The sequence below is a fragment of the Zongyangia sp. genome (genome assembly GCF_965361945.1).
In genome coordinates, this window is record NZ_CBDTOK010000003.1 from 1 (window position 1) to 25,985 (window position 25,985).

General features: G+C 46.9%; 26 protein-coding genes and 1 other annotated feature. Of the genes, 7 read left to right on the forward strand and 19 right to left on the reverse strand.

Features of this window, described 5'->3' with window-relative positions; translation table 11 throughout:
- Positions 1 to 327: 327 nt before the first annotated feature.
- Positions 328 to 846 (forward strand): CYTH domain-containing protein, encoded by a 519-nt coding sequence (locus tag ACZ25G_RS00150; RefSeq protein WP_463681125.1) that lies wholly within the window; start codon positions 328 to 330, stop codon positions 844 to 846.
- A gap of 108 nt (positions 847 to 954) precedes the next feature.
- Positions 955 to 2,376: an oligosaccharide flippase family protein gene (locus ACZ25G_RS00155; protein WP_191510076.1), complete on the forward strand. Its 1,422-nt coding sequence runs from the start codon at positions 955 to 957 to the stop codon at positions 2,374 to 2,376.
- 149 nt (positions 2,377 to 2,525) lie between these two features.
- Here ACZ25G_RS00155 and ACZ25G_RS00160 read toward each other — a convergent pair whose 3' ends face one another.
- Positions 2,526 to 3,545 carry a Gfo/Idh/MocA family protein gene (locus ACZ25G_RS00160; RefSeq protein WP_191482542.1) on the reverse strand — a complete coding sequence of 340 codons (1,020 nt, stop codon included), beginning with the start codon at positions 3,543 to 3,545 and terminating at the stop codon, positions 2,526 to 2,528.
- A 167-nt stretch (positions 3,546 to 3,712) separates the two neighbouring features.
- Positions 3,713 to 4,645, reverse strand: a complete 933-nt coding sequence (gene cysK / locus ACZ25G_RS00165) for a cysteine synthase A (protein WP_463681126.1) — start codon at positions 4,643 to 4,645, stop codon at positions 3,713 to 3,715.
- 70 nt (positions 4,646 to 4,715) lie between these two features.
- On the opposite strand from cysK, the gene ACZ25G_RS00170 reads away from it, so the two are divergent.
- The 3 genes from ACZ25G_RS00170 to ACZ25G_RS00180 all read left to right on the forward strand — a co-directional run bounded on the left by ACZ25G_RS00170 (position 4,716) and on the right by ACZ25G_RS00180 (position 7,471).
- Complete coding sequence (locus ACZ25G_RS00170) at positions 4,716 to 5,093, forward strand: hypothetical protein (protein ID WP_463681127.1); 378 nt, start codon at positions 4,716 to 4,718, stop codon at positions 5,091 to 5,093.
- The gene (locus ACZ25G_RS00175; protein WP_463681128.1) at positions 5,090 to 5,611 is read left to right on the forward strand and encodes an Ig-like domain-containing protein; all 522 of its coding nucleotides are present in this window, start codon (positions 5,090 to 5,092) and stop codon (positions 5,609 to 5,611) included. Before ACZ25G_RS00170 ends, ACZ25G_RS00175 begins: the two co-directional genes overlap by 4 nt.
- Before the next feature lie 117 nt (positions 5,612 to 5,728).
- Positions 5,729 to 5,977: a binding site (T-box leader), on the forward strand.
- A 126-nt stretch (positions 5,978 to 6,103) separates the two neighbouring features.
- Positions 6,104 to 7,471: a TrpB-like pyridoxal phosphate-dependent enzyme gene (locus ACZ25G_RS00180; protein ID WP_342682796.1), complete on the forward strand. Its 1,368-nt coding sequence runs from the start codon at positions 6,104 to 6,106 to the stop codon at positions 7,469 to 7,471.
- Between the two features lie 77 nt (positions 7,472 to 7,548).
- On the opposite strand, the gene ACZ25G_RS00185 is transcribed toward ACZ25G_RS00180, so the two are convergent.
- From ACZ25G_RS00185 to ACZ25G_RS00245, 13 genes are all read right to left on the reverse strand, one after another.
- Positions 7,549 to 7,707, reverse strand: coding sequence for a FeoB-associated Cys-rich membrane protein (locus tag ACZ25G_RS00185; RefSeq protein ID WP_191482546.1), 159 nt, complete (start codon positions 7,705 to 7,707; stop codon positions 7,549 to 7,551).
- A gap of 15 nt (positions 7,708 to 7,722) precedes the next feature.
- Positions 7,723 to 9,738, reverse strand: a complete 2,016-nt coding sequence (gene feoB / locus ACZ25G_RS00190; RefSeq protein ID WP_463681129.1) for a ferrous iron transport protein B — start codon at positions 9,736 to 9,738, stop codon at positions 7,723 to 7,725.
- 2 nt (positions 9,739 to 9,740) lie between these two features.
- A complete protein-coding gene (locus ACZ25G_RS00195; RefSeq protein ID WP_191482548.1) occupies positions 9,741 to 9,968 on the reverse strand; it encodes a FeoA domain-containing protein in 228 nt (75 codons plus the stop codon).
- 99 nt (positions 9,969 to 10,067) lie between these two features.
- Entirely contained in the window at positions 10,068 to 11,051 is a 984-nt protein-coding gene (locus tag ACZ25G_RS00200) for a D-2-hydroxyacid dehydrogenase (protein ID WP_463681130.1), read from the reverse strand.
- Between the two features lie 175 nt (positions 11,052 to 11,226).
- The gene (locus tag ACZ25G_RS00205) at positions 11,227 to 11,667 is read right to left on the reverse strand and encodes a MarR family winged helix-turn-helix transcriptional regulator (protein WP_463681131.1); all 441 of its coding nucleotides are present in this window, start codon (positions 11,665 to 11,667) and stop codon (positions 11,227 to 11,229) included.
- Between the two features lie 175 nt (positions 11,668 to 11,842).
- A complete protein-coding gene (gene rnfB / locus ACZ25G_RS00210; RefSeq protein WP_463681132.1) occupies positions 11,843 to 12,649 on the reverse strand; it encodes an RnfABCDGE type electron transport complex subunit B in 807 nt (268 codons plus the stop codon).
- Between the two features lie 23 nt (positions 12,650 to 12,672).
- Positions 12,673 to 13,263: an electron transport complex subunit RsxA gene (rsxA, locus tag ACZ25G_RS00215; RefSeq protein ID WP_191482552.1), complete on the reverse strand. Its 591-nt coding sequence runs from the start codon at positions 13,261 to 13,263 to the stop codon at positions 12,673 to 12,675.
- A 3-nt stretch (positions 13,264 to 13,266) separates the two neighbouring features.
- Entirely contained in the window at positions 13,267 to 13,938 is a 672-nt protein-coding gene (rsxE, locus tag ACZ25G_RS00220) for an electron transport complex subunit RsxE (RefSeq protein WP_191482553.1), read from the reverse strand.
- A 1-nt stretch (position 13,939) separates the two neighbouring features.
- The gene (locus ACZ25G_RS00225) at positions 13,940 to 14,473 is read right to left on the reverse strand and encodes an FMN-binding protein (protein WP_191482554.1); all 534 of its coding nucleotides are present in this window, start codon (positions 14,471 to 14,473) and stop codon (positions 13,940 to 13,942) included.
- Positions 14,470 to 15,405, reverse strand: a complete 936-nt coding sequence (locus ACZ25G_RS00230; protein WP_463681133.1) for an RnfABCDGE type electron transport complex subunit D — start codon at positions 15,403 to 15,405, stop codon at positions 14,470 to 14,472. Before ACZ25G_RS00230 ends, ACZ25G_RS00225 begins: the two co-directional genes overlap by 4 nt.
- A 12-nt stretch (positions 15,406 to 15,417) precedes the next feature.
- The gene (gene rsxC / locus ACZ25G_RS00235; protein ID WP_463681134.1) at positions 15,418 to 16,734 is read right to left on the reverse strand and encodes an electron transport complex subunit RsxC; all 1,317 of its coding nucleotides are present in this window, start codon (positions 16,732 to 16,734) and stop codon (positions 15,418 to 15,420) included.
- A gap of 134 nt (positions 16,735 to 16,868) precedes the next feature.
- Positions 16,869 to 17,405 (reverse strand): Gx transporter family protein, encoded by a 537-nt coding sequence (locus ACZ25G_RS00240; RefSeq protein ID WP_342682808.1) that lies wholly within the window; start codon positions 17,403 to 17,405, stop codon positions 16,869 to 16,871.
- Complete coding sequence (locus ACZ25G_RS00245; protein ID WP_191510017.1) at positions 17,402 to 18,472, reverse strand: FAD:protein FMN transferase; 1,071 nt, start codon at positions 18,470 to 18,472, stop codon at positions 17,402 to 17,404. Before ACZ25G_RS00245 ends, ACZ25G_RS00240 begins: the two co-directional genes overlap by 4 nt.
- Before the next feature lie 300 nt (positions 18,473 to 18,772).
- On the opposite strand from ACZ25G_RS00245, the gene ACZ25G_RS00250 reads away from it, so the two are divergent.
- Entirely contained in the window at positions 18,773 to 19,219 is a 447-nt protein-coding gene (locus tag ACZ25G_RS00250; protein ID WP_463681135.1) for an FMN-binding protein, read from the forward strand.
- 177 nt (positions 19,220 to 19,396) lie between these two features.
- Positions 19,397 to 20,116, forward strand: coding sequence for a M48 family metallopeptidase (locus ACZ25G_RS00255; protein ID WP_463681136.1), 720 nt, complete (start codon positions 19,397 to 19,399; stop codon positions 20,114 to 20,116).
- 41 nt (positions 20,117 to 20,157) lie between these two features.
- On the opposite strand, the gene ACZ25G_RS00260 is transcribed toward ACZ25G_RS00255, so the two are convergent.
- The 4 genes from ACZ25G_RS00260 to ACZ25G_RS00275 form a co-directional block, all read right to left on the reverse strand.
- Positions 20,158 to 21,519 (reverse strand): peptidoglycan-binding protein, encoded by a 1,362-nt coding sequence (locus tag ACZ25G_RS00260; RefSeq protein WP_463681137.1) that lies wholly within the window; start codon positions 21,517 to 21,519, stop codon positions 20,158 to 20,160.
- Positions 21,520 to 21,534: 15 nt separating this feature from the next.
- Positions 21,535 to 22,224, reverse strand: a complete 690-nt coding sequence (locus tag ACZ25G_RS00265; protein ID WP_342682814.1) for a hypothetical protein — start codon at positions 22,222 to 22,224, stop codon at positions 21,535 to 21,537.
- Positions 22,225 to 22,365: 141 nt separating this feature from the next.
- Positions 22,366 to 24,258: an ABC transporter ATP-binding protein gene (locus tag ACZ25G_RS00270; protein ID WP_463681138.1), complete on the reverse strand. Its 1,893-nt coding sequence runs from the start codon at positions 24,256 to 24,258 to the stop codon at positions 22,366 to 22,368.
- Positions 24,245 to 25,978 (reverse strand): ABC transporter ATP-binding protein, encoded by a 1,734-nt coding sequence (locus ACZ25G_RS00275; RefSeq protein ID WP_342682818.1) that lies wholly within the window; start codon positions 25,976 to 25,978, stop codon positions 24,245 to 24,247. Before ACZ25G_RS00275 ends, ACZ25G_RS00270 begins: the two co-directional genes overlap by 14 nt.
- Between the last annotated feature and the right edge of the window lie 7 nt (positions 25,979 to 25,985).

Consider the following 25,985-nt stretch of genomic DNA (forward strand, 5'->3'; position numbering starts at 1 on the left):
AAAGGGGATCATTGTTAGTCTGCCTAAGCCAACCGGCCGGTAATCCGACTACCGGAGGGCATCGGCAGTATGTTAGGATGTTCCTGTTTGGAATGTCTTTACTATACCCTGGAAATGTGACTCTGTTTTGATGAACATGGGAAGATTTTGCAAAGAAAAAATGAAGATTTTCATAAGATTTCCCAATGAAACAAAAGCTTAAATCCAAAATCCCCCGACCAATATAAGGAGAAAGGCCATATTCATATCAGAAGGTAGATTTGCTCATATTCTTTGTGATATAATACTCCAGTGTTAAAAAGGCCACGGAAACGAAGGAAGAGAATCATGGAGATAGAAAGAAAATTTTTAATTACAGAATTCCCTGAGTTACCAGAACTGCTGAAAGCGGATGTCGAACAGGGATATCTTTGCGTCAAACCAGTGGTACGAATTCGTAAAAAGACCACAAAGGGAGTTTCTGATTACAAGCTTTGCTTTAAGGGCAAAGGTACATTGGTAAGGGAAGAGATAGAATTAGATATCGAGGAAAATATTTATGAAAGACTTTGTGGCCTGCTGGAGATGGCTCCAGTCCGCAAAGACTTTCGGGTATATCTGCTTCCCGATGGGCATCGGCTGGAATGCAGCCGGGTGGATCCAGGTGAGGAAGGAGAGTTTATGTACGCTGAGGTGGAGTTTGACAGCGTTGATGAGGCAAGCTCGTTTATCCCACCGGACTTTTTGGAGAAAGAAGTGACAGATATTCCGGGTATGAGCATGAGTAGTTATTGGAAAAAAAAGCGGGCTAGGTTATTTTGCTCCCAAGAAAGCTCTCCTAAAATGGCAAAAAATAAAAGGAAATAGCTTTTCCTGTGATTTATTTTGCCAAACAAAGGAATATGGTTTATAATAGGAAAGATTTCTTTCAGCTAGTGGTCCATCCACTCTGAAAAATGACACAAGGAGAACAACGTGGACAAATATAAAAGACTGATCTCCAATACGGCGATTTTTGCTATCGGTACCTTTAGCTCTAAGGTACTGGTTTATTTAATGATGCCTTTGTATACCCGAGTTCTGACAACCGGGGAATACGGTATTACTGACTTGGTGGTTCAGACTGGTAATCTGCTTCTGCCGCTGGTATCCTTAGGCATAATTAATGGTGTTGTGCGTTTTGGCCTGGACCGTTCCGTGCGCAAAAGCGATGTGTTTTCTACAGGCATCCTTTCGATTGTAGCCGGCTTTATTATTCTGTTGCTTTTCTCACCGCTCATCAATCAAATTCGATATGTTTCCGACTATACCTTTTTGATGTATCTGTTTGTATTCATGTCGTCAATGCGATCTCTCTGTTCACAGTTTGTGAAAGCTCGGAATCTAGTGCGTCTTTATGCATTTGATGGGATACTCAGTACGGCAACAACGATTTTATTTAATATCTTATTCCTGGTGGGTTTCCGTTGGGGCGCCATGGGATATATTCTCGCCATTATCTGTTCAGATACATTGTCGGTAGTCTTTCTATTTATTACAGCAAAACTAAACCGATACATTCGTTTTAAAGGAATGGACACGATTACAAGCCGTGCCATGCTAGGATATTCTTTGCCATTGATTCCAAACACAGTGTTTTGGTGGATCATCACCATGTCCGATCGGTATATTGTGGCTTATATGGTGGGCAGCGATGCCAACGGCCTTTTGGCGGCGGCCTATAAGGTGCCAACCTTGATCAACCTTGTCTCCAGTATTTTCATGGACGCATGGCAGCTTTCTGCCATGACAGAGGAGCGGTCACGAGAAAAATTCTTTACCAAGGTATTCCGCATGTATGGCTCTCTTGTCTTTATGGCAGGGTCTGGCTTGATTTTGTTCTCGAAGCTGATTACCAAAATTATGGTCTCCAATGAATTCTATACCTCTTGGCAGTATATTCCGTTTCTCGTCATGGCCACAGTTTTTTCCTGCCTGGTCAACTTCTTGGGAAGTATTTACATGGTGCAGAAAAAGAGCCTTTTAATCCTGCTGACTACAGCAGTAGGTGCCATTGTCAACATTGTGCTTAATTTCCTGCTCATCCCGATTTGGGGAGTCACCGGAGCGGTTTTCGCCACCTTCATTGGATATTTTGTGGTATTCCTGTTTCGGGCGCTGGATACACGACGCTTTATCAAGATGGACTGGAATGCACTTAAAATCTGTATCAATACAGTTATTCTTTTGGCTCAGTCCCTCATTATGATCCAAGAACTTCCCCTCTGGATTTTGTGGGAAATCCTTTTGACCCTGCTGATGCTTGTGCTCAATGCAGGGGAGATCCTTGTCAGTGTTCAAAGAGCCTTGGTACCGTTTCTCAAAAAGCATAAGGCACGAAAAGAAGGGAAAGCATAAGAAAAGCGCAACCAGCAGGAAAAAACTTTTTATGGAGAAATCAATATTTAAAATTTACTATCGAAGTAAAAAAATAGCGCGGCATCTAAACGATGCCGCGCTATTTTTACTTATTGATACATTGTGGTAAAGTTGGGTTTGTTCTCTAGTTATTTAGCGAACAACTCATCCTCAAATGCAAGCGGATATTTAAGCCCCCACTCTTTGCGCAAAGCATCCATTAGCTCCATGGTCCGGATGGTTTTTTCGTGGGTCATGATGGGGCTTTCTGTAAGCCCTTTCTGGATACAATCTACGACATGGCGAATTTCAGGCTCATAGGCGTTGGCATAGGTTTCCACCTCATACTTTTCACCGGCACTTTTTCCCATGCGGACATAGACATTATCACAGCGGGGGAAATATTCCATTTCCACCATACCTTTTGTGCCATTAATGGAGAAATGGCGGGTCATATGAGAGCGGTAGGCAAGCTGCATGGTAACGGTCTGGTCTTTTCCATATTGGAAGATGATGGAGCTTTGCTCGTCGATTCCCTCTTCGCTGATTGTTCCAACGGTGGCAATCTTGGTGGGCATCTGCTCATCAAAGATCATCTGAGCAGCATTGATGGTGTATACACCAAGATCCAACAAGGCGCCGCCAGCCAGTTTGGGACGGTTATAACGGTCATTGGAACTGCCTGCGTCGGGAGACATCCGTCCAAAGATAATGTTGACCATACGGATATCACCGATCTGACCATCTTTTGCTTTGGCGATAGCCTGGTTGATAGCCGGATTAAAACGAAGCCAGAGAGCTTCCATGACGAACAGCTTTTTCTCTTCCGCAATTTTGAAGATTTCTTTCGCCTGGATAGCATTGACGGTAAAGGACTTCTCGCAGAGTATATTCTTACCATGCTCTAAACAAAGCAACATATTTTCATAATGCTGGGAATGGGGAGTAGCCACATGGATGATATCAATTTCTGGATCGGATACAAGCTCTTCATAGCTGCCATAAGCATGAGGAATGTGATGCTTTTCTGCAAAAGCCTGTGCTTTCTCCAAGGTACGGGAACCCACGGCCCAAACCTCAGCGCCAGGTACGGACTGAATGGTTTCTGTAATCTGGCGGGCGATATCGCCGGTAGCCATGATGCCAAATTTTACTGTTTTTGCTGCCATAGTAATCTCCATTCTCCGGCGGATGAATTAATGCTTTTTCCCATCACGGCCACCGGAACATGACAGGACCTATTTTCGTTGACACTTTTTATTTTACTTCAATTTTTCCAACAGGACAAGCGCGGAAAGAAAACAATCCACTTGTTTCACAGGAAAAGAGACATAACTCAATCATCAAAAAGCTCGGTGGAAAGATAGCGCTCACCGGTATCAGGAAAAATGGCCACAATGAGCTTACCTGCGTTTTCAGGTCTTTGGGCAAGGATGGAAGCGGCATGGCACGCGGCTCCGGAGGAAATCCCCACCAAAAGTCCTTCGGTCCGCCCTAACTCTTTAGCAGCCCGGATGGCATCCCCATCGGTAATGGCCAACACCTCATCCACCAAAGCGGGATCATAGTTTTCAGGGATAAAATTAGCGCCGATCCCCTGAATCTTGTGCGGGCCAGCTTTCCCTTGGGTGATGAGGGGGGAAGAAGCAGGCTCTACGCCAACGATCTGGATACTGGGATTTTGTTTTTTTAGGTATCTTGCAGTGCCGCAAAGGGTTCCGCCAGTACCGATTCCCGCCACCAGAATGTCAATTGTACCATCAGTATCTCTCCAGATCTCGGGGCCAGTAGAAGCCTCATGGGCAGCGGGATTGGTCGGGTTGGAAAATTGGGAGGGGATGAACGCTTGGGGAAAAGAGGCGGCCAGCTCCTGGGCTTTTTCAATGGAGCCCTGCATCCCTTTTTCTCCCGGAGTTAGGACAATTTCCGCTCCATAGGCCTTGAGCAGTTTTTGACGTTCAATACTCATGGTTTCCGGCATGGTGAGAATCATCCGATACCCCCTGGATGCCGCGACACTGGCAAGGCCGATGCCGGTATTCCCGCTGGTGGGCTCGATGATGACAGTACCGGGCTTTAGGATTCCTCTTTTTTCCGCATCAACAATCATGGCGTATCCCACCCGATCCTTAACACTGCCGGCAGGATTGAAATACTCCAGCTTTGCAACTATCTGAGCAGAAATCCCATGTGTGGCTTCATATCCCTGCAATCGCAGCAGTGGCGTATTACCTATTAAATCATAGAGATGACCATAAATTTTTGACATAGTCTGTCGCCTCCTTTATTTCTTCTGAATAGCTTCTCTTTAACCTTAATGGAAGAAAAAAAGAATGTCAATGAAAACTATTTTCTATCTGGACAAGCAATCGCACATTTCATCTTGTTTTGATAATATAGAAATGTTTAGTATGCGCTTTCATAGCGCTCTATTTGAGATGAAGAAAAGAAGTGGATGCGGCAATTTTGAAAAACATGGAGCTTATGCAAACCAGTTGGCAAATACTAGCTCTCTAGAAAACCTAAAAGGTGAGAACTTCACAGAAACTGATGGCGTCTATGAAGTTCCCAATAATGGCAAAATAACTTTGTTATCTCTGATACTTTTGCCAATGCCTTTAGTTTGGAAGCCAATTCAGAAAAATGTAAAGCTTGATGCTCTCGGCACCTATGACGTGATCGGTACTGTGGAAGGCACCATATTACCACCACCGTGAAGGTCACTATCAAAGATGATTCTCCTGTCATTCACATTGAACCGGAAAACGTAAAAATCACGGTGGAAACCGGTACCGATAAAGCAGATGTGATTTCTATGCTGCCCACAGAAGTCACCGGCACCAAAGAAAGTGGAAGGACAATTTCTGTCTCTGTGCTTGAGTGGGACCTTACTCAAGTTGATCTGACTTCTGTCGGCACCTATACCGCTGTAGCTACCTTACAGGATACTACCAATGGGCATGGTGGCGAACAGAATATCACCTCTATGGAGGCAATCATTGAAGTAACAGCACCTACTACTTCATCAGACAAGCCTGATACTGATAAACCCTCGATTCCGGGTGGCGCGGATTCTAATTCCGACTGGGAATGGCCTACATCGAGTGGATCAGATCATAATACCGAAAAAGAAAACCTCTCATCTGGCGACCATGGCGTATTGCCTGTTGCCATAGCAGTATTAGGGGCTGCAGCCGGAGCGATTCTCTTCGGCACTGCAAAAAGGAGAAAATAAAATTTGATTATATAAAGCGGACGATAAGAAGCGTCCTCTTTATATTTCCCTAAAAAATTTTCCCTTTCCCCTTGACAAAGTTATTCTTGGTGATTATACTAAATGACAATCAAACACCTCAAACCGTTGAATGAGAAGAGTAGGCAAAGAAAGTCGTCTTACAGAGAGTTGCCGTTGGTGGAAGGCAATAGAGGACGCTTTGTTGAATGGACTCATGAGGGCAGGACGAAAAGAGTAACACTTAGTAGTGCCTGACGGGATCTCCGCCCGTTATCAAGGGAGCCTATATGTTTGTATAGGGAGCGAGTGGACACGAAAGTGTCAATTTGGGTGGTACCGCAGAAGTTTATGGCTTTTGTCCCAACAGTATTGTTGAGACAAAAGCCTTTTTTATTTGCTCCTCGTGGAGCAGATACTTCGCCGTCATGACCTTCGCCCCTAGGGGCGGCGCTCCCGCAAAACTCAAGATCAATTTGTAAAGGAGTCCTTATGATGAAAAAAGTACCGCACAGACTGTATCTCACCGAAGACCAGATGCCGAAACAGTGGTATAATCTGCGGGCCGACATGCCGGAACAGCCTGATCCCATGCTCAATCCCGCCACCTTGAAACCTGCTACGGAAGAAGACCTTTATCCCGTTTTCTGCAAGGAGTTGGCTCATCAAGAGATGGATGCGGAAACGCGCTATATTGATATTCCCGAAGAAATTCAGGAAATGTATAAAATTTACCGTCCCTCCCCCCTCATCCGAGCCTATAACTTAGAAAAGGCTCTCGGCACTCCTGCCAAGATCTATTACAAATTTGAGGGTAATAACACCTCTGGAAGTCACAAGCTTAACTCTGCTATCGCCCAGGCCTATTATGCTAAGAAGCAAGGACTGACCTGCCTTACCACCGAGACCGGAGCTGGGCAGTGGGGCACCGCATTGGCTGAAGCATGCGCTTATTTTGGTTTGGATCTGACAGTATTTATGGTAAAGGTCTCCTACAACCAAAAGCCATTCCGTAAAGCGGTGATGCAAACCTTCGATGCTAACGTTATCGCAAGCCCCAGTGATACTACCAATGCTGGGCGCCAGATTTTGGCTGCTGATCCCAATACTGGGGGCAGCTTGGGCTGTGCGATTTCTGAGGCAATCGAGAAGGCGATGACTACAGAAGGATGCCGGTATGTGCTCGGTTCTGTTCTCAATCAAGTGCTTCTGCATCAGTCTATCATTGGCCTAGAGAGCAAAATAGCTATGGAAATGCTAGATGAATATCCCGACATCATCATCGGATGCGCTGGCGGTGGTTCCAATCTTGGCGGTCTTATCGCTCCCTTTATGCAGGATAAACTGACCGGAAAGGCTGATCCTCGTATCGTCGCTGTGGAACCCGCTTCCTGCCCCTCCCTGACCCGCGGCAAATACGCTTACGATTTCTGTGACACTGGAAAAGTCACTCCCCTGGCCCGGATGTACACTTTGGGTTCTGGCTTCATGCCTTCCCCCAACCACGCTGGCGGACTTCGGTATCACGGTATGTCCCCTATCCTTTCCAAACTTTATCACGATGGATATATGGAGGCTGTTTCTGTAGAGCAAACTAAAGTCTTTGAAGCTGCTACCTATTTTGCCAAGTATGAGACGATCTTGCCGGCACCTGAATCTGCCCACGCTATCCGTGCCGCTATAGATGAGGCCATCAGATGCAAAGAGACAGGAGAAACCAAAACCATCCTCTTTGGTCTGACCGGCACGGGTTACTTTGATATGACCGCTTACCAGGCTTATCATGATGGTCAAATGAACGACTATATTCCCTCTGATGCTGATCTACAAAAAGGTTTTGACGGTCTGCCTAAGGTTGACTAAATAAAAAAGCGCCCTGATGGGCGCTTTTTTATTATCACGTAATTTCTAGAAAGGAAGCTCTATAGCTTCAAAACTCCCTATTGTTCATCTTCTTTCTTCTGCTGACAATCCCTACGGGAACAGCCAGCACAGCCCTGACAGCCACCGCAAGTTCCCCGGTGCTTCCAGGCATATCTGACAGCCAGTGCTACCAAGACAACAAGAAGAATAAGGATAGCATAGTCTATGGGTTTCATCGCGTCATCCTTTCCTCAATGGATAAAGAGCGCTCCGACCTGATAGACCAAACACGCCATCAACCAAGCTACCACTGTCTGGGTTACAGAAACAAGAAGTGCACTTTTTCCGCTGTTCATTTCTCGCCTTACAGCGCTGATAGCAGCCACGCAAGGAGTGTAAAGCAGGGTAAATACCAAGAAGGATGTAGCGGCGAGAGGCGTAAAGATGCCGCCGAGGGCCTGAGGTAAGGTAGCCGTGCTGGCCCCTGTGAGAACGGCAAAAGTACTAATCACCGCCTCCTTCGCGGAAAAACCAGTGATCAACGCGGTGGAGGCACGCCAATCCGCAAAGCCCAGGGGAGCAAAAATGGGAGCAATGAACCGTCCGATACTGGCAAGCATGCTGTCCGCGCTGTCCGCGCTGTCCGCTACCACATTCAATCGGGTATCAAAGGTCTGGAAGAACCAAATAATTAAGGTTGCTACAAAGATGATAGTAAATGCCCTGGTCAAAAAATCTTTTGCCTTGTCCCAGAGCAGCAGGCCTACGCTTTTGGGACTGGGCAGGCGGTAATTAGGCAGTTCCATGACAAAGGGGACTGGATTCCCCCGAAATGCTGTCTTTTTGAGGATGAGACCCATCAAAATGCCGACAACCATTCCCAGCACATATAACCCGATCATGACAAGAGCTCGGTATCTGGGGAAAAAGGCCATGGTGAACATACCGTAAATGGGCAGTTTGGCGCTACAGGACATGAAAGGGGTCAGCATAATGGTCATTTTACGGTCCCGTTCACTAGAAAGGGTCCGTGTCGCCATAATGGCCGGTACAGAGCATCCAAATCCAATAAGCATGGGGACAAAGCTGCGGCCAGAAAGGCCAATCTTCCGCAGAAGCTTATCCATGACGAAAGCAACACGGGCCATGTATCCGCTGTCCTCTAACAGGGAGAGGAAAAAGAACAGTACCACAATGGTGGGAATAAAGGAAAGCACGCTGCCTACTCCGGCAAAAGCTCCGTCAATAATGAGAGAGTGAATCACTGGGTTAATTCCGTACGCAAGCAGTCCCTCACTGACAAGATTTGTTAGCGCATCAATCCCCTGGGAAAGCAGGTCGCTGAGAAAGCTTCCCACAACGCCAAAGGTCAGCCAGAAGATGACCAGCATAATGAGCAAAAACACCGGTATCGCCAGATATTTATTGGTAAGCACATTGTCAATCCGGACACTGCGGATATGCTCACGGCTTTCTTTGGGTTTGATAACGCAGTCGGTACAGAGCTTGTCAATAAAATTATACCGCATGTCAGCCAGCGCCGCTTTTTTATCGGTTCCAAGCTCCTGCTCCATCTCGGTGATGCTGTGCTGGATCATATCCTTCTCATTGTCAGATAACTGTAGCATCTCCTCTACCGGTCCATCTCCCTCCACCAGCTTGGTGGCCGCAAAGCGCATGGGCAAGCCTGCTCGCTCTGCATGGTCTTCAATGAGATGGGCGATGGAGTGGATGGTTCTATGTACGGCGCCGGAGCAAAAGTCCTGGCGCTTGGGGAGCTGTCTGCGTTCTGCCGTACGCATAGCGCGGTTGATGAGTTCATCGATTCCCTCATTCTTCGCTGCTGAAATGGGGACTACAGGTACACCCAGTTCTTCTGAAAGCTGATCGATTTTGACTGTCCCCCCATTGGATCTCATCTCATCCATCATATTCAGCGCAATGATCATAGGAACGCCCAACTCGATAAGCTGCATGCTCAGATAAAGGTTTCTTTCTATGTTCATGGCATCCACAATATTGATGATGCCATCTGGATGATGCTTTAAGATAAAATCCCGGGTGACAATCTCCTCCGATGTATAAGGCGACAGAGAATAGATTCCCGGCAGATCCACCACAGTTGTGTCTTTATGTCCGCGGATAACACCATCCTTGCGCTCTACTGTTACACCCGGGAAATTGCCCACGTGCTGATTAGAACCCGTCAGTTGGTTAAAAAGGGTTGTTTTTCCGCTATTTTGATTTCCTACCAATGCAAAAACCATGCTTAATCCTCCTCGACCTCTATGTTTTTTGCATCGTCAATGCGCAGGGTCAGCTCATAGCCACGGAGCATTAACTCGATGGGGTCTCCCATAGGCGCCACCTTTCGGACCATCACCTGGGTCTTTGGGGTCAATCCCATATCAAGAAGCCGGTCTCTCAAAGCGCCTTCTCCATTGACCGCTACAATCCGCGCTTTTTTCCCAATTTTAAGCTTATCCAGCGTTTTCAATCTCTTTCCCCTTTTCCTTGATAGTTTCGCATTATATTCTATCTTATTTTACAGCTACATCTTATAAAAAGCAATAAAACCGCCTTCTGTTAGCATAAGCTAACCTTCAATTTTCTCTCGCCACGCCTCGGGATTTACCATATGGATAGGTTTTCCCCTCATGAACGCTTGCAGGTTCTCTGCCACCATCTCTACCAACCGAATGCGTGTATCTCGCGGTGCCCAGGCAATATGTGGCGTCACAATACAGTTGGGAGCTTGCAAAAGCGGGGTCTCCTTATCCGGTGGCTCCACAGACAAAACATCTACCCCTACAGCGGAAAGCTTACCACTTTTTAGGGCCTGTGCCACATCCTCCTCCTGAAGGATAGGCCCTCTCGCCGTATTCAGCAGGATTGCTCCGTCCTTCATCTGGGAGATAGTCTCTCTATTAATGAGGTGCCTTGTTTCGGGAAAGAGGGGGCAGTGGATGGAAATAATATCGCTTTCTCGCAAAAGTGTGGTAAAGTTGACAAAATGAATTTGTTGGGTTTCCATGGCCGGATCCGGGTGACGGCGGGTACCCAACACCTGCATGCCGAAGGCTTCTGCTATTTTGGCTGTGCGATGTCCGATTTCTCCCATGCCAATAATTCCCATGGTTTTTCCTCTCAGTTCCAATAGAGGCTGGCGGCTGTAATATTGGGGGCCTTCTTCCCAGCATCCTGTATGGGCAAGACGATCAAAATCAGAGACATGCTGGCAGATTTCCAGCAAAAGGGCAAAGGTATGCTGCGCTACCGCCTCTGTGGAATATCCTGGCACATTACAGACGATGACACCATGTTCTGTCGCCGCATCAATATCCACAATGTTATACCCTGTGGCAAACAGTCCCACATATCTGAGCTGAGGACAACATGCAAACACTTCCCTTGGTATTCGGGTGCGGGTACAAAGAATAGCCACAGCATCTCCGATACGTTCTATGACTTTTTCCTTGGGCGTACTAGAATAAACCGAAACCTCACCTAAAGACTCCAGGGGTTCCCAGGAAATATCACCGGGATTTACTGTGCCGCCATCTAAAACTACAATTTTCATTGAGCTATCCCCTCTTTCTATCGTCTTACCATTGTACCACAAAAAAGTCGTTAAATACGATTTTTCAAAAACCCAAATTCTCAGCTTCTGTGCCTGATAGAAAAAACCAGTAGAATATAATAAAAGGCAATTCCCACTCTCAGTAGGAACTGCCTTTTATTATATTTGTCCTGATTTAATTAATTTTGCTCATATACCCCAATGCATTCTGTAGTATTCGAACAAATTGACGACTATCGTCATGTCCCAAATACTCCATTAATCCCTTGTTCTTTTCAATCATCATCTCTTTTGCCTCATCGTACACCGCTTCGCCCCGATCGGTTAGCTTTACCCTAACCACCCGGCGATCCAGCTTCGAATAGACTCGAGTGACCAGCCCTTGTTCTTCCAAAGAATTAATGACAGGGGTGATACTGGGCGGGGTTACCCCCAGCAATTTGCCAATGTCAGAGGTTTTGATCCCCTCTTTATGCTCATCCTCTTGGGATTTAATACATACAATGGCATTGAGCTCCGTTGACTTCATTCCAGGATATTTAATTTTGGATGTACTTGTTCTTCCAAATAACGCCAGCAACTGTACCAGGTTCTCAACAGTCTCTCTATCAGACATCTGTTCACGCTCCTAATATTTGCTGGCAAAATATTGAGACCCTGTAATTATTTTAGCGCAGTTCCTCACAAAATTCTTAGCCCTGAAAAAAACAGTTTGTGAACAATTTGGAAATCCATCTTCCCATTCTCATAGAGCACTTCATAAAAAAGCGGCTGCTTACGCAGCCGTTTTCTCATTTATTCAAGGGATAGGAACGGATACATTGGGTGGGACACGTCTCTTCACAGGCATGACAATTGGTGCATAGCTTGGGGTCGATAGACGCCAAGTTCTCGGTAACTTTTGCCGCTCCTGTGGGGCAGACCTTTTCACACTTTTTGCATCCAATACAGCCACGGCTGCAGACCTTTCTCGTAAAGGCTCCCTTGTCATGGGAAGAACATCTTACAAATACCAAGTTGCTTGTAGGCCGCAGCTCAATAATAGAATTGGGACATTCTCTTACACACATACCGCAGCCTGTGCACTTTTCCTTATCGACGACAGCAATTCCATTCTCCAAATGGATAGCGTCATACATACAGACCGCAACGCAATCGCCAAATCCAAGGCAGGCGTGGCTGCATTTGCCACGACCCTGATAAAAGGTATTGCAGGCAGAACAGGTCTGCGGGCCACGATATTCCATGGCGTAACCGGTGGCGTCGCAATCTCCCCCGCACCGGACAACAGCAGACATCCTCTCTACATTGGAAAATTCCACCCCAAGGATTTCACTGACAGCCCGGGAAGTATTTTCACCACCAGGAATACAAAGATTCGTTTTGACCCCCTCTGTGGACGCCAATGCCTTGGCATAATCATCGCAGCCGGTATAACCGCAGGCACCACAGTTGGCTCCTGGAAGCGCTTCTCTAATCTGATCAAATTTGGGATCGCTCTTCACTGCCATAAACTTAGCCGCTAAGGCCAACAGCAGTCCGGCAATCAAGCCGAGAGCTGATAGTATGATGATTGGCAATACAACAGTAGTAAACATGACAACCTCCCTCTACTCTCGGCTTATTTGAACAGCCCGTCCACGACACCTACAAAGCCGCCGAAGGACAGGGATACCATGGAAGCCGCCGCCAAAGTGATGGGCATTCCCTTAAAGGATTCAGGGATATCACAGCCTTCCATCCTCTGACGCACACCGGAAAAGAGGACCATAGCCAGAAGAAATCCAAGCCCGGCACCGGCGGCGTTGACAATGGACTCAAGGAAGTTGTAATTGTTGTCCACATTGAGAAGTGTGACACCCAGCACCGCACAGTTGGTGGTAATCAGGGGAAGATAGACCCCCAGAGACTTGTGAAGCGCGGGAATGAACTTTTTCAGTACAATTTCTACCAACTGGACAAAGGCCGCAATGACTAGAATAAATACGAGGGTATTCAGATAGGTTAAGTCGAACTGTAACAGCAAATACCGATAGATCGGATAGGTAACGGCAGAGGCCATAATCATTACAAAGGTGACTGCCAAACCCATACCTACAGCAGAATCCAACTTCTTGGAAACACCGAGGAACGGGCAGATGCCCATAAATTTGGAGAGGACAAAGTTGTCAACCAAAATGGCGCTGACTAGTATCATAAATATCTCTTTCATGGCTTAGCACTCTCCCTCCTTAGTTTTTCCGCATTGCTCTGCCATGGGGCAGGCAGCGCATCCCGTGGATTTCTTCACCGTCTTGCCTTTTTTCCTTGAAATAAATTGAACTGCCGCAATAACGCAGCCAAATACAAAGAAACCTCCGGGAGCAGACGCCAAAATCTTCATCGGCTCCACCGACGCTGGCAGGACCGTCAGCCCAAACCAAGTGCCCGAACCGATGATTTCACGGATTGAACCGATGATCAGCAAAGCCATGGTGAAGCCTAGTCCCATTCCTAAGCCGTCAAAGAAACTATCCAGCACCGTATTCTTGCTGGCGAACATCTCCGCCCGGGCTAGAATGATACAGTTGACCACGATCAGGGGGAGGAAGATGCCCAATTCCTTATCCAAGAAGGGCACGTAGGCCTGTACCAACAGCTGGATAATGGTGACGAATCCAGCGATTACTACAACATACGCCGGAATGCGTACCTTATCGGGAATTACGTTTTTCAAAAGAGAGATCACTACATTGGAACCGATCAGGACAAAGGTCGCGGCCAAACCCATACCCAGTCCATTTCTGGCCATGGTTGTTACGGCCAATGTAGGGCAGGTACCCAAGAGAAGCACCAGCGTAGGATTCTCTTTGATGATACCATTGAGTAGGATTTTCATTCTGTTCATCTTAGAGTTCCCCCTTTACCTGGTCATAAGCAGAAAGCGTCGCATTGAGTATCCCCTTCATGGCATTGGAGGAAACGGTAGCTCCTGCAATGGTTTGGACATCATCTACATCCCCGGTCTTCCCCAGGAACTGGTCAAGGAAATCTGGTTCCGCCGTTTTGGTACCGACTCCCGGCGTCTCGCTGGATGTTAGCACTTTTACCGCCACAATGGCTCCGTCAGCGTCCAGTCCGGTCATGACGGTAATATCCCCGCCATAACCTTTCCCCACCGCCTGAACGGTGATACCCGCTCCATTCGTTGCCTTATATACCTCAACAATGCCCTGGTCTATCAGGGTCTGGTCAATTTCGATTTTTTCAAAGTCATCGCCTTCCGGCAGGACTTCCCTTCGGGCCGCATTTGCTTCTGCTTCTCCCTGCGCCGCGATGACCGGTGCGGTCAGCTGGTAAGTTCCCACCAGACAAGCGGTAACGACCAAACAGATGAGAAGTAAAACTACGGTAGGTTTCACAATCTCTTTCATCGTACTCATGCTTTCACACCTCCAAACACTCTCGGACGGGTGACTTTCTCTATATAGGGGGTGAGGATGTTCATGAGCAATATCGCAAAAGAAACCCCCTCTGGATAAGAGGCAAAATTCCGAATTAGTAGGGTAATCAGTCCACATCCTACGCCAAAGATAAGCTTACCCCAGAAGGTAACAGGGGTAGTTGCATAATCCGTGGCCATAAAGATGGCGCCCAACATCAGTCCTCCAGAAAGGATCTGGGCCACAGGATCCAATCCCAGCAGGAAGCTTCCCACAAATACGGTACCGATAAATGCTACAGGCGCCATGGGGTTGATGATCCTCCGGATCACCAGATAGACCCCGCCGATGAGCAGGGCAAGCGCGCAGGTCTCCCCCAGACATCCGCCGTTGATCCCCAAAAACAAGTCCAGATTGTCGGGAGCAGCCGCCGCAGGATCAGACAAAAGGGCCAAGGGGGTTGCTGTGGTTACAGCCTCCGCATTCCGGTAATAGAAAGGTTCCACCCAATTGGTCATAGCGCTGGAAAAGGAAAGGAACAAAACAATTCTTCCCACAATGGCGGGATTGGCAAAATTCTGTCCAATGCCGCCGAAAAGCTGCTTGACAATGACAATAGAGACAAAGCAGCCAATGACCGCCATCCAAATAGGGATGGTGACCGGCAGATTAAAGGCCAAGAGCATACCGGTAACGATGGCGGATAGATTGCTGGTCGTATTGTCTTTTTTCATTAGAGCCCTGTAAAGGTACTCAAAAAACACACAAGAGACTACACAAACCGCAGTCACCAAAAGTGCCCGGAATCCAAAGATGACAACCGAGGCTATCAGCGCAGGAATAAGAGCGATGATCACATTCAACATGATCTTTTGTGTCGTCATGCCATCTTTGATATGGGGAGAAGATGTTACTATCAATTGGTTGTTCAATGTGTTCACCTCTTACTTCTTCATTGATTTTCTCACAAGATTTTTTGCCAACTTATTGGTTGCCACCAGTTGACGCTTGGCAGGACATACATAGGCACAGCAGCCGCATTCCATACACAGCATCACCTTTAGTGGCCCCGCAAGGGCTTCCGTCTGCTTGAGATGATACGCCTTTTCAATAGCTGCGGGCATCAGTCCGATAGGGCATGCCCCGCCGCACCTTCCGCATCGAATACAGTTGGTTTCCTTATCACGGGATACCTGACTCTCATCGAAAGCGATAATGGCGTTGTTATTTTTAATCACTGGATAATCCAGATCAAAGACGTCAATTCCCATCATGGGACCGCCCATAAAGACCTCTTTGGGTTCTTTCTTCAGCCCGCCACAAAAATCGATGACACTCTGGAAGGAAGCTCCCAATGGCACCATAACATTTTTCGGATGAGCCACTGCTCCGCCATCCACCGTAAGCCGGCGGGAAACTAGGGGCATTCCCGTCTTCATATACCGCGCTATAAAAGCGACCGAACTCACATTGAGGGGAATCACTCCCGCATCCGCCGGGATCATTCCCTCACCTACCACACGCCTGGTAGTGTTATAGATCAATACTTTTTCTGCGCCCTGGGGATAGACGGATTTAAGGGGAACTACCTGGATTCCCTGTTCCTTTTCTACCATCTTTGAGAGAAGCTTGATCGCCCTGGGCTTGTTGTTCTCAATCCCGATATAGCATTTGGCAATCGAAAGATAATGCATCACCAACTTGATTCCCTCAACGATATCATCGGGATTCTCCATCATTTCCCGATAATCCGCGGTGATAAAAGGTTCACATTCCGCCGCGTTGATAATGAGGGTATCCACCTTTTCTGGATGCTTTGGATTGAGTTTCACATGGGTGGGAAAACCTGCTCCTCCCAATCCTACTAGTCCGCTTTTGCGTATGGCGGCCAAAAATTCTTCTTTGGTTGAGACAGATGGGATCTGTATCTCTTCACTGATGGTCTGCTCCCCATCGCTCTCAATCGCGACAGCAGATGTGCGCATTCCCATGGGATTGATAAATTCACTGATCGCTGTCACCTTGCCGGAAACACTGGAATAAATAGGCGCGGACATCGGAGACCCAGCGTCTCCGATGAGCTGCCCCACCTTGACCTGGTCCCCCACCTTGACCATTGGCTCACATGGTGCTCCCATATGCTGGATCATGGGAAGCAGCACCCTCTCCGGCACCGGCATCATCTCGGTAGCACAGTCCATGGTATTTTTATAGTGCGGCACCGAAATGGAGTGCAGAGATTTTTGTACAAACTTTGACACGTCGTTTTCCTCCATTTACATATTTGCTGGACCACAGTGGAATCACTACCTTGCGCGTTATGCTTTTCCACGCGCATTTTCTGTCCACTTTCGGATGATACCGCTGCAGCAGTCAGCTAAACTCCTGTTGATCCTCAGCGGATTTTATTTTGCAGCCTGTTGAGAACAGGCATGACAACCCTGACAGTCAGTCCTGTAATCAGCCCCATGCCAATTCCGGACAGAATCAGCACAGGCAGGTAATATAGGACCATTTCCGTTTGCAGCAAAAAAGATGCTGCTACCAACTGGCCAATATTGTGAAACACGGCTCCCAGAATGCTCACTGTAAGATAGGAAACTTTCTCTTTCAAAATGACAGATACTCCCACCATTACTGCTACCGAAAGAATTCCTCCGCTTAAGCTGAGAATCCCCGCCACAGTACCACGGGTCAAAAGCACAAAAATAGATTTGAGCACAGCAATCAGCAGCGCTCTTTTTTTCCCCACGCAGAACAGCGCATACATGGTGATAATATTGGAAAGGCCCAGCTTGACACCGGGCGGTAAAAAGGCCACCGTCGGAAGCAAACCTTCTAAAAAGGCCAATGCCATCGACAGGGCAAACAACATTCCTGTAAACGCAACCTGATAGGCAGGGCGGGTTTTTCCTTCTGTATCTGTTCTCATTTTTCTACTGCCACCCCTTCATAAAAGGTGTAGCCGGTACTCTCATCTATCTGGCGGATGGAGTCCAGAATGCCCTGGGAAGCATATACATTTTTATCCTTGTCCACAATAATGAAATCAAACATATCGTTATCCGCATATGCCAGCACCTTGTCTTTTCCCATCATAAAAAGAGTGGTCGACAGAAAATCCGCCAGCATACCATTTTCACAAATTGCCGTGGCCTGAATCAAATCGGTTTCACAGGGATAACCTGTTCTTGGATCTATCACATGATGATAGCGTTTCCCATCCTGTTCAAAATATCGCTCATAGTCTCCGGTTGTGGCAATCACTTTGCCTTCTACGACGAGCTTGGCAATCACATCGTTTGCAGTACCTCTGGGATCCCGCAGCCCAATAACAAAGTCTTCTCCCTGAGACTTTGGATCAATCACCAGCACATTTCCTCCTAGGGAAATACTGGCCGCGGTTACCCCCATCTCCTCATAAATTTCCCTGACCATATCCGTTGCCATCCCCTTGGCAATGCCGCCCATATCCAAGGCCTGACCTTTTCTTCGAAGCATCACCGCCGTATTCTCTTCATCCAGCAGGATATCCTCATAGTTCACCAAGGACTTTGCCTGGTCAATTTCCTCTTGGCTGGGCACTCTGGGATGATCGGATGTAATCCCCCAAAGGCTGGTGAGCGGAGCGATGGTCACATCGAAAAGGCCGCCAGACAGTTCAGACATAGACTTTGCTGTACTGATTAAGTCAAACGTTTCCTGGGATACTTTTACATAATCGACACCTGCATTGGCATTGATCTTTGAAATTTCAGAGTCATTCAGGTGCATGGAGAGTTTTTCTTCAAAACGGCGGAGCTGCTCATTGACTGTGTCCGCCACTTCCTGACCATGAGAACTCACAACGGTTTGGGTAATAATTGTATCCATGATGAACTGTTCTGTTTTGACCGTCTTGTCCTTTCGCGCATTGTATATTCCATCAAAAATGGCGACTGCGGCAATCGCCACAGCGGCCAGAGTAACCCAAAGTATGGTCTTTTTCCTTTTTGTCAACTACCACATTCCCTCGCTTTTCTATCATTGACATGACCATCTGTCATATCATTTATTCTATACTATTCTTGGTTTAAATTCAAACTTTTTTACATGCTACAGAATAAAAGTTTAACCAGATTTTTCTTCACTTTCTACAATCTTGATAATAATTTAGCAGGCCCTCCTTAAGATGACAAAATGCCCCACGGATAACGACAGCATATTTTGGCTCTTGGTGAGTAAAATATACAAGAGCACAAAAGATTTGATCTTTCCAATTGTATTTCATTGATAGACAAAAAGATAGGAGGAGTCCTTATGAAAAAATTTGCAGCCGTTATGCTCAGCTGCCTGTTGATTGCTGCCGTGTTGTCCGGTTGCGGCGCATCTATGAAAGATGGTACCTATCGGGCCGAATATGACGCATATTCCCACGGCTACAAGGAATTTGTAGAGCTGACCGTCAAAGATGGTAAGTTTACCGATGTCACTTTTAACGCTGTCAGTGAAGCGGGCGAACTCAAAACCGACGATGTAGAATATCAAGAGTCTATGGAGTCCGTCAGCGGCACCTATCCGGCAAAATTTTATCCCGAACTGGCTCAAAAGTTAGAGGATACCCAAGACATTGATAAGGTCGACAAGGTTGCGGGTGCAACCAATTCTACTGTAAGCTTTAAAACTTTGGTAAAAGCGCTTTTGAAAGAAAACGTCAAAAATGGAGATTCCACTACCCTGGTCGTGGAGAGTGAGACGGAAGGCTAATGAACAAAAGGGAGAGGCAGCAGCCTCTCCCTTTTTCTTGTTTAGTTATCACCTTCATCTTTCGTTTCTCCCGATCTGTTATCTTTTCAGCTGTTCATCGATAGGAGTTTATATTATAATAGAAGAAAATGCAGATTTATGATTTTTGTTACAGGCGGACAGCAAAAGGAGCTTTTCATGGAAGAGAGAATCATCCGGCGGGGTAACGAAACCATTTCCTATACCTTGCAACGGAAAAAGGTGAAAAATATCAATGTACGTGTGACACCTGAAGGAAAGGTGATGGTATCGGCGCCCAAACGAATTGCCCTTGCCACGGTAGAAGGTTTTCTTCTCTCCAAATTTGATTGGCTGCTGCTACATATGCGGCATAAGGATCAAGCGGAACATTATAGCAGCCCTGCCGCCTGCGGTTTTGCTTTCTTTTTAGGCAGGCGGTATCCTTTGGTCATTACGGATCTGGGCCATCTCAATGTCCACTTGAGCGGAGGGCTGTTGGTCGTTTCTGGGGCAAAGAAAGAGGACTCTGCCAGCATTGACCAAGCCGTTAGAAAATGGTATCAACAGCAGGCGCTGTCTCTGCTCCCCCAGATTTATACTGCCGTGGCAGAACCCTTTTGTTCCGGCGAGCATCCTATACCACAGCTTTTCTTGCGCCAGATGTCGGCAAGCTTTGGCAACTGCAATCACACACAAAACAGAATCACCCTGAATAAACGCCTCATTCTGATGCCCCAAAGGTGTATTCAATATGTAGTGATTCACGAACTATGCCACACTATTATTCCCAACCATAGCCCCGCTTTCCATGCTCTTGTCCAAACCTTCGTTCCTAAAGAAAAAGAACTTCGGGCCGAGCTCAATGAGCTTTATCGCATCTATGGGGAAATGATGTAACAATCCCGGCAAATTGCCGGGATTGTTGTCTCTTATTCTTCTTAATCTTGGTTGACGTATTGCTGGTACAGGGCGACAATGCGTGCCCATGTAAGGGGCCCCACCGCTCCGGTTAGGGGTAAACCTCTTCCCTTTTGTATTTCAAGGACCGCCTGCTCTGTAGGTTCATCAAAGATACCCGTCACTGTCACCGGAGGGATGGATGAATCATTTGCGGAGATTGCAGTTAGGAACCTTTGCAAAGCCCTCACATCATCCCCCTCCATTCCAAGGGTCAGGTGCCGTCCAGGATAGATCTCATCACTGGCCGACAGATATTCTTCCGGCAGGTTGCTAATCGTAGAACGATAGATTTTCGTCAGTTTGTTCCAGGTATCCCGGTTGACCTCTCCTGTAGGCTCAATGCCATAGGCCTGCTGAAAGACTCGAACCGCGTTGGCGGTCTCCGGGCCAAAATACCCATCAGGAGCGATAAAGGGAAATCGGTTGTCAAAGTAGCCGATTACCGCCAAATAATACTGGACAACGCGAACCTGGTTGCCGCTGTCCCCCTCCCGCAAGACGGTGGCAAAAATACGGTCGGCCTCAGAAAGGGTAATCCCTTCGGATGTTAACTCTGCTAGGTTTTTCACACTGTTATACAGGTATTTGATTTTATACCATGTGGCCTTTCCCACAATCCCATCCACTGGCAGGTTAAAAATCTCCTGAAATTTCCGCACGGCTGCATCGGTCTGCAAATCAAAAATTCCATCGGTTGGATCAATTTTAGGAATGGCAGGATAATTGTCGCCAATGCGGTTGAGCTGCCGCTGTATTGTCCGGACCTCTTCTTGTGCGCTTCCCAATCGCAGCGGTACCCCAGGATAGGAGGGGATGTTATCCTCCACCGGTGCGTTGGACACTATATTTATATCATCTCCATAGTAATGCTGCAAAATTTCGTAGGGCGTCATTCCCTGGTTGGCCAACTCCACAGTCCCCCACTGGGAAAGACCGGGGCAGGTGCTGGTGGTCCCGTTGCAGTATTGGGTAAAATAGGGAGAGATGCTTTCCCCTTTGACCACATAATTGTTGAAAATATCGTCCACAATCTGGCTGATATTTTCATAAATATCCCGGTTTTCTACAAAATACTGATCATATTGGGTTGAATTGGTAATATCAAAATCATAGCCTCTGCTACGATACCATTCAGTGTAAATCCGGTTGAGCGCAAAAGAAATCTGCGCCAAGATATTGGCCCGGATTGCGCTTTCCGGCCAGGTGGGATATATTTCACTGGAAGCAACATTCTTTATATATTCTATAAAAGGCACCTCTACATTCCGGGCCGGCTCATCCGGACGGCCCAGATGGACAGTGATTGTTGTTGGAATTGTCGGCACTGCGTATTCCGGCATCTGGATCCCTCCCATCTATTCCTGCGGTAATTCTTTGGGAATCAGACGGATGGGCAAAATAGATTTTATCCCTTCAAACACCGGCGTATTTTTAAATACCTGCTGATGATAGTTGGGATGGGTCGCTGTAACATTGTAGGTGGCAAAAGGTTGTTCAGATTCAGGATGCTGGGATAGATTTTTATCCGGTGTTGGTAGATTGATATGATCGATAATCCCATCTGCGTCTGTTGTCAGCCGATAAAAGTTTCGAGGGCCATCGGTAAAATTGCGGTCAATAGATATCTCTACCCCTTCTACCGGCATGGTACCCCTGCCTGTAAAAGCCTGAATTTTCATCAGTCCCCAATGGGGGTTCCGCTCAAGGAATTCCCCATAGGTCATGGTTTCTTCGATAGGATCTGTCCCTGCCTCTTTGCTGTTCTGCAAGCTGGAACGCTCTGGTACCTGTTGTTGGTTTTCTGATCCATTTTCTCCTGTAGTGTTTGGTCTAGATTCCCCAGTAATAACTGGCGTCATATTGACTGTGAGAGAAGGCTTCTGTTCCCATCGCTTTTCTACGTTATCTTCTGAAATCTTTGGCTGCTGAGGGGCTTCCCTTTCCGAAGCTGACAAAGGCCATTGGGAATTTTTCTGCTTGGCAGCCATCGTCAAAAGCTCCTGTCGGTATTTTTCCACCATTTTGTCAAACTGCATTGTTTCCATCGTTGTCCCTCCCTCAATACATATACTACAATATAGTGGTTTTATCTCATTTATGTTCCAAATCAGCATAATATAAGTAAAAAACGGGATACACGCAAGCTTTTGGACTTGCGAGTATCCCGTTTAGGTTTATAAAGACAACTAGGAAAGTTCCAGCTTACCAGTGTAAAGCTGATAGTAAGTACCCTTTTCTTTTATAAGATCTTCATGGGTGCCTCTTTCGATAATTCTACCGTGTTCCAAAACAATAATCGCGTCACTGTTTCGAATGGTCGACAGTCTGTGGGCAATAACAAATACTGTCCTTCCCTTCATCAGATTGTCCATACCTTTTTGGACAATGCTCTCGGTACGAGTATCGATACTAGAGGTTGCCTCATCCAGAATGAGCACCGGCGGATTGGCAACAGCCGCTCTGGCAATAGACAAAAGCTGCCGCTGGCCCTGAGAAAGCTCCTCGCCGTCGCTGGTCAGCATGGTCTGGTATCCGTTAGGAAGTCTCTGGATAAACTGGTCAGCATAGGCAAGCTTTGCCGCCTCGTAAACCTCTTCATCTGTGGCATCCAGTTTTCCATACCGGATATTTTCCATTATAGTTCCTGTAAACAGGTGGGTATCCTGCAATACAATACCCAAAGACCGGCGAAGATCCGCCTTTTTAATCTTATTAATGTTGATGTCATCATACCGGATCTTTCCGTCCTGCACATCATAGAAGCGGTTGATCAGGTTGGTAATGGTGGTCTTTCCTGCGCCGGTAGATCCTACAAAGGCCAGCTTCTGACCCGGCTTCGCATACAGACTAATATTGTGTAGAACCATCTTATCATCTGTATAACCGAAGGACATATCATAAAAGCGGACATCGCCCTTCAGTTCGGTGTAGGTGACATCTCCATTAGCTTGGTGGGGATGTTTCCACGCCCACATGCCTGTTCTTTCCTTGCATTCTACAATGTTACCTTGCTCATCTTTTTTAGCGTTGACCAAGGTGACATAACCGTCATCCACTTCCGGCTCCTCATCCATCAGGCGGAATATCCGCTCTGCACCGGCCAAGGCCATGATGATGGAGTTAAACTGCTGGGCCACCTGCATGAAAGGCTGAGAAAAGCTCTTGGTGAACTGAAGATAGGATACAATGGTACCAATGGTTACCCCGCCAATTCCTCCAATCAGCAGCACGCCGCCAAAAACCGCTGTCAGCACAAAATGGATATTGCCGATATTACCCATGATCGGGCCCATAATACTGGCAAAGGTATGGGCCTTGGAGGAACTGGCATAGAGCCGCTCGTTGAGCTGGTCAAACTCCTCCTCTGACTTGCGTTCGTGGTTAAAGACCTTGATAACCCGCTGGCCGTTCATCCGCTCTTCTACAAAGCCGGTCACATTGGCCAGATCCAGCTGCTGCCGGATAAAGTACTTACCGCTATTGCCGCCCAGCTTTCGGGCCACCAGGAACATGACAAAGATCATCACCACAGCCAAGACGGTTAACAGTGGACTGAGGACCAGCATAGCGATGAAGGTAACTACTACCGTCAGGGTGGACATAAGCACCTGAGGGATAGACTGGTTGATCATCTGCCGCAGGGTATCGGTATCGTTGGTATACAGGCTCATGATGGAGCCGTTGGTGTTTTGGTCAAAATATCGGATGGGCAGTGTCTGCATATGCTCAAACATCTCATCCCGGATCCGTTTAAGAACGCCCTGTCCGATTTTGACCATTAACCTGCTATAGCAGAAGGATGCCAAAATTCCCAGCACAAAGATGCACGCCAGCACCGCCAGCGCCTGATAAAGGTCGGAAAAATCGGGATTTGCCTGACCGATCAGTGGGATAATGTAGTCATCCAGCAAAAATTTCATAGAAATGGAAACCGAAATGGAGGCTATGGAGCAGACGAGAATACACACAAATACAAAGATAAACTCCGCTTTGTATGTACCAGTTACATATTTTAGCAGTCTTTTAGCCGTCTCCATCGGTTTTTTGGGCCCTTTTCTCTGTGTGCTATTCATTTTCATCCCTCCCTTTTACCTGAGATTCATATACTTCCCGATAGATCTGGTTGGATTTCAAAAGTTCTTCCGAGGTACCAATGCCGTTGATCTCTCCGCCGTCCAACACAATGATCTGGTCAGCATCCTCAATAGAGGAAATTCTCTGAGAAATAATTATTTTAGTGGTGTCGGGGATTTCCTCTCGGAATGCTTTGCGGATCATTGCGTCTGTTTTGGTATCAACCGCGCTGGTGGAGTCATCCAGAATCAGGATCTTCGGTTTTTTCAGCAACGCTCGGGCAATACAGAGCCTCTGTTTCTGTCCTCCGGAGACGTTATTACCTCCTTGAACAATCATTGTCTCGTAACCGTCGGGGAATTCCTGGACAAAGCTGTCAGCCTGGGCCAGCTTACAAACCCGCTGCACCTCTTCGTCAGTGGCGTTTTCATCACCCCAGCGGATATTGTCATAAATAGTCCCGGTAAAAAGCACATTTTTCTGCAGAACCACTGATACCTGATCACGCAGGGACTCTAGATCATAGTTTCTGACATCAATATCTCCTACCTTCACAGATCCGCTGGTTACATCATACAGACGTGGAATCAACTGAACCAAAGAGGACTTGGAACTTCCGGTGCCGCCAAAGATACCGATCATCTGCCCAGATTTAATATGCAGATTAACGTCTTTCAGGGCCAGTTTTCCATCCTTTCCGGAATAACTGAAGTTAACATGTTCAAAGTCAATATCACCATTGGGAACTTCTTTGATTGCCTCAGGGATGTTCTCCATCTCCGGTACTTCTTTGAGCACTTCGGTGATACGATCTGTAGATGCTTCTGCAATCATAATCAGGACAAAGACAAAGGAAACCATCATCAGAGACATTAAAATTTGCATGGCGTAAACCAACACACTGGTCAGTTCACCTGCTTCCATGCTTCCAAAAACAATCGCCTGTCCGCCGATGAGAACCATGACCAAAATAACCGTATACATGACAAACATCATAACGGGGTTGTTAAAGGCGACAATCTTTTCCGCTTTGGTAAACAACTGAAATACGGTCTGAGAAACCCCATGAAATTTCTTAATTTCATGATCTTCCCGTACATAGGCCTTAACTACACGGGCAGCGTTAACATTCTCCTGGACATCATTGTTGAGCACATCATACTCGTCAAATACCTTAATAAAATATTTGTGCGCTTTTTTTGCAATGAAGATCAGCAAGAACCCCAACACAGGTATTGCCGCTAAAAATAGCAGGGCAATATCCACATTGATGGTCAAGGTCATAATCCAGGACAGGATGATCATGACCGGTGCTCTCGCTAAAAGCCGGATGGTCATCATGTATGCCATCTGAACGTTGGTAATATCTGTGGTCATCCTGGTCACCAGGCTTGACGTGGAAAAATGATCGATATTTTTAAAAGAGAATTGCTGTATCTTATAAAAAATATCGTGTCGCAAGTTCTTGGCATATCCTGCTCCCGCTTCAGCCGCAAACTTTCCGGCCAAGGCGCCAAAAAGCAGCGCCAGCATTGCCATGACCACCAATACAAGGCCTACCTCTATCACATAGGTGAGGTTCTGCCCCTGGATTCCTTCGTCGATGATCTTGGCCATCTGAAATGGAATCAGTACTTCCATCAGGACCTCAAGTACAACAAACAACGGCGCCAGGATTGACTGTTTCATATACTCTCGTATAGACTTGAATAATAAGCGGTTCATACTTCTC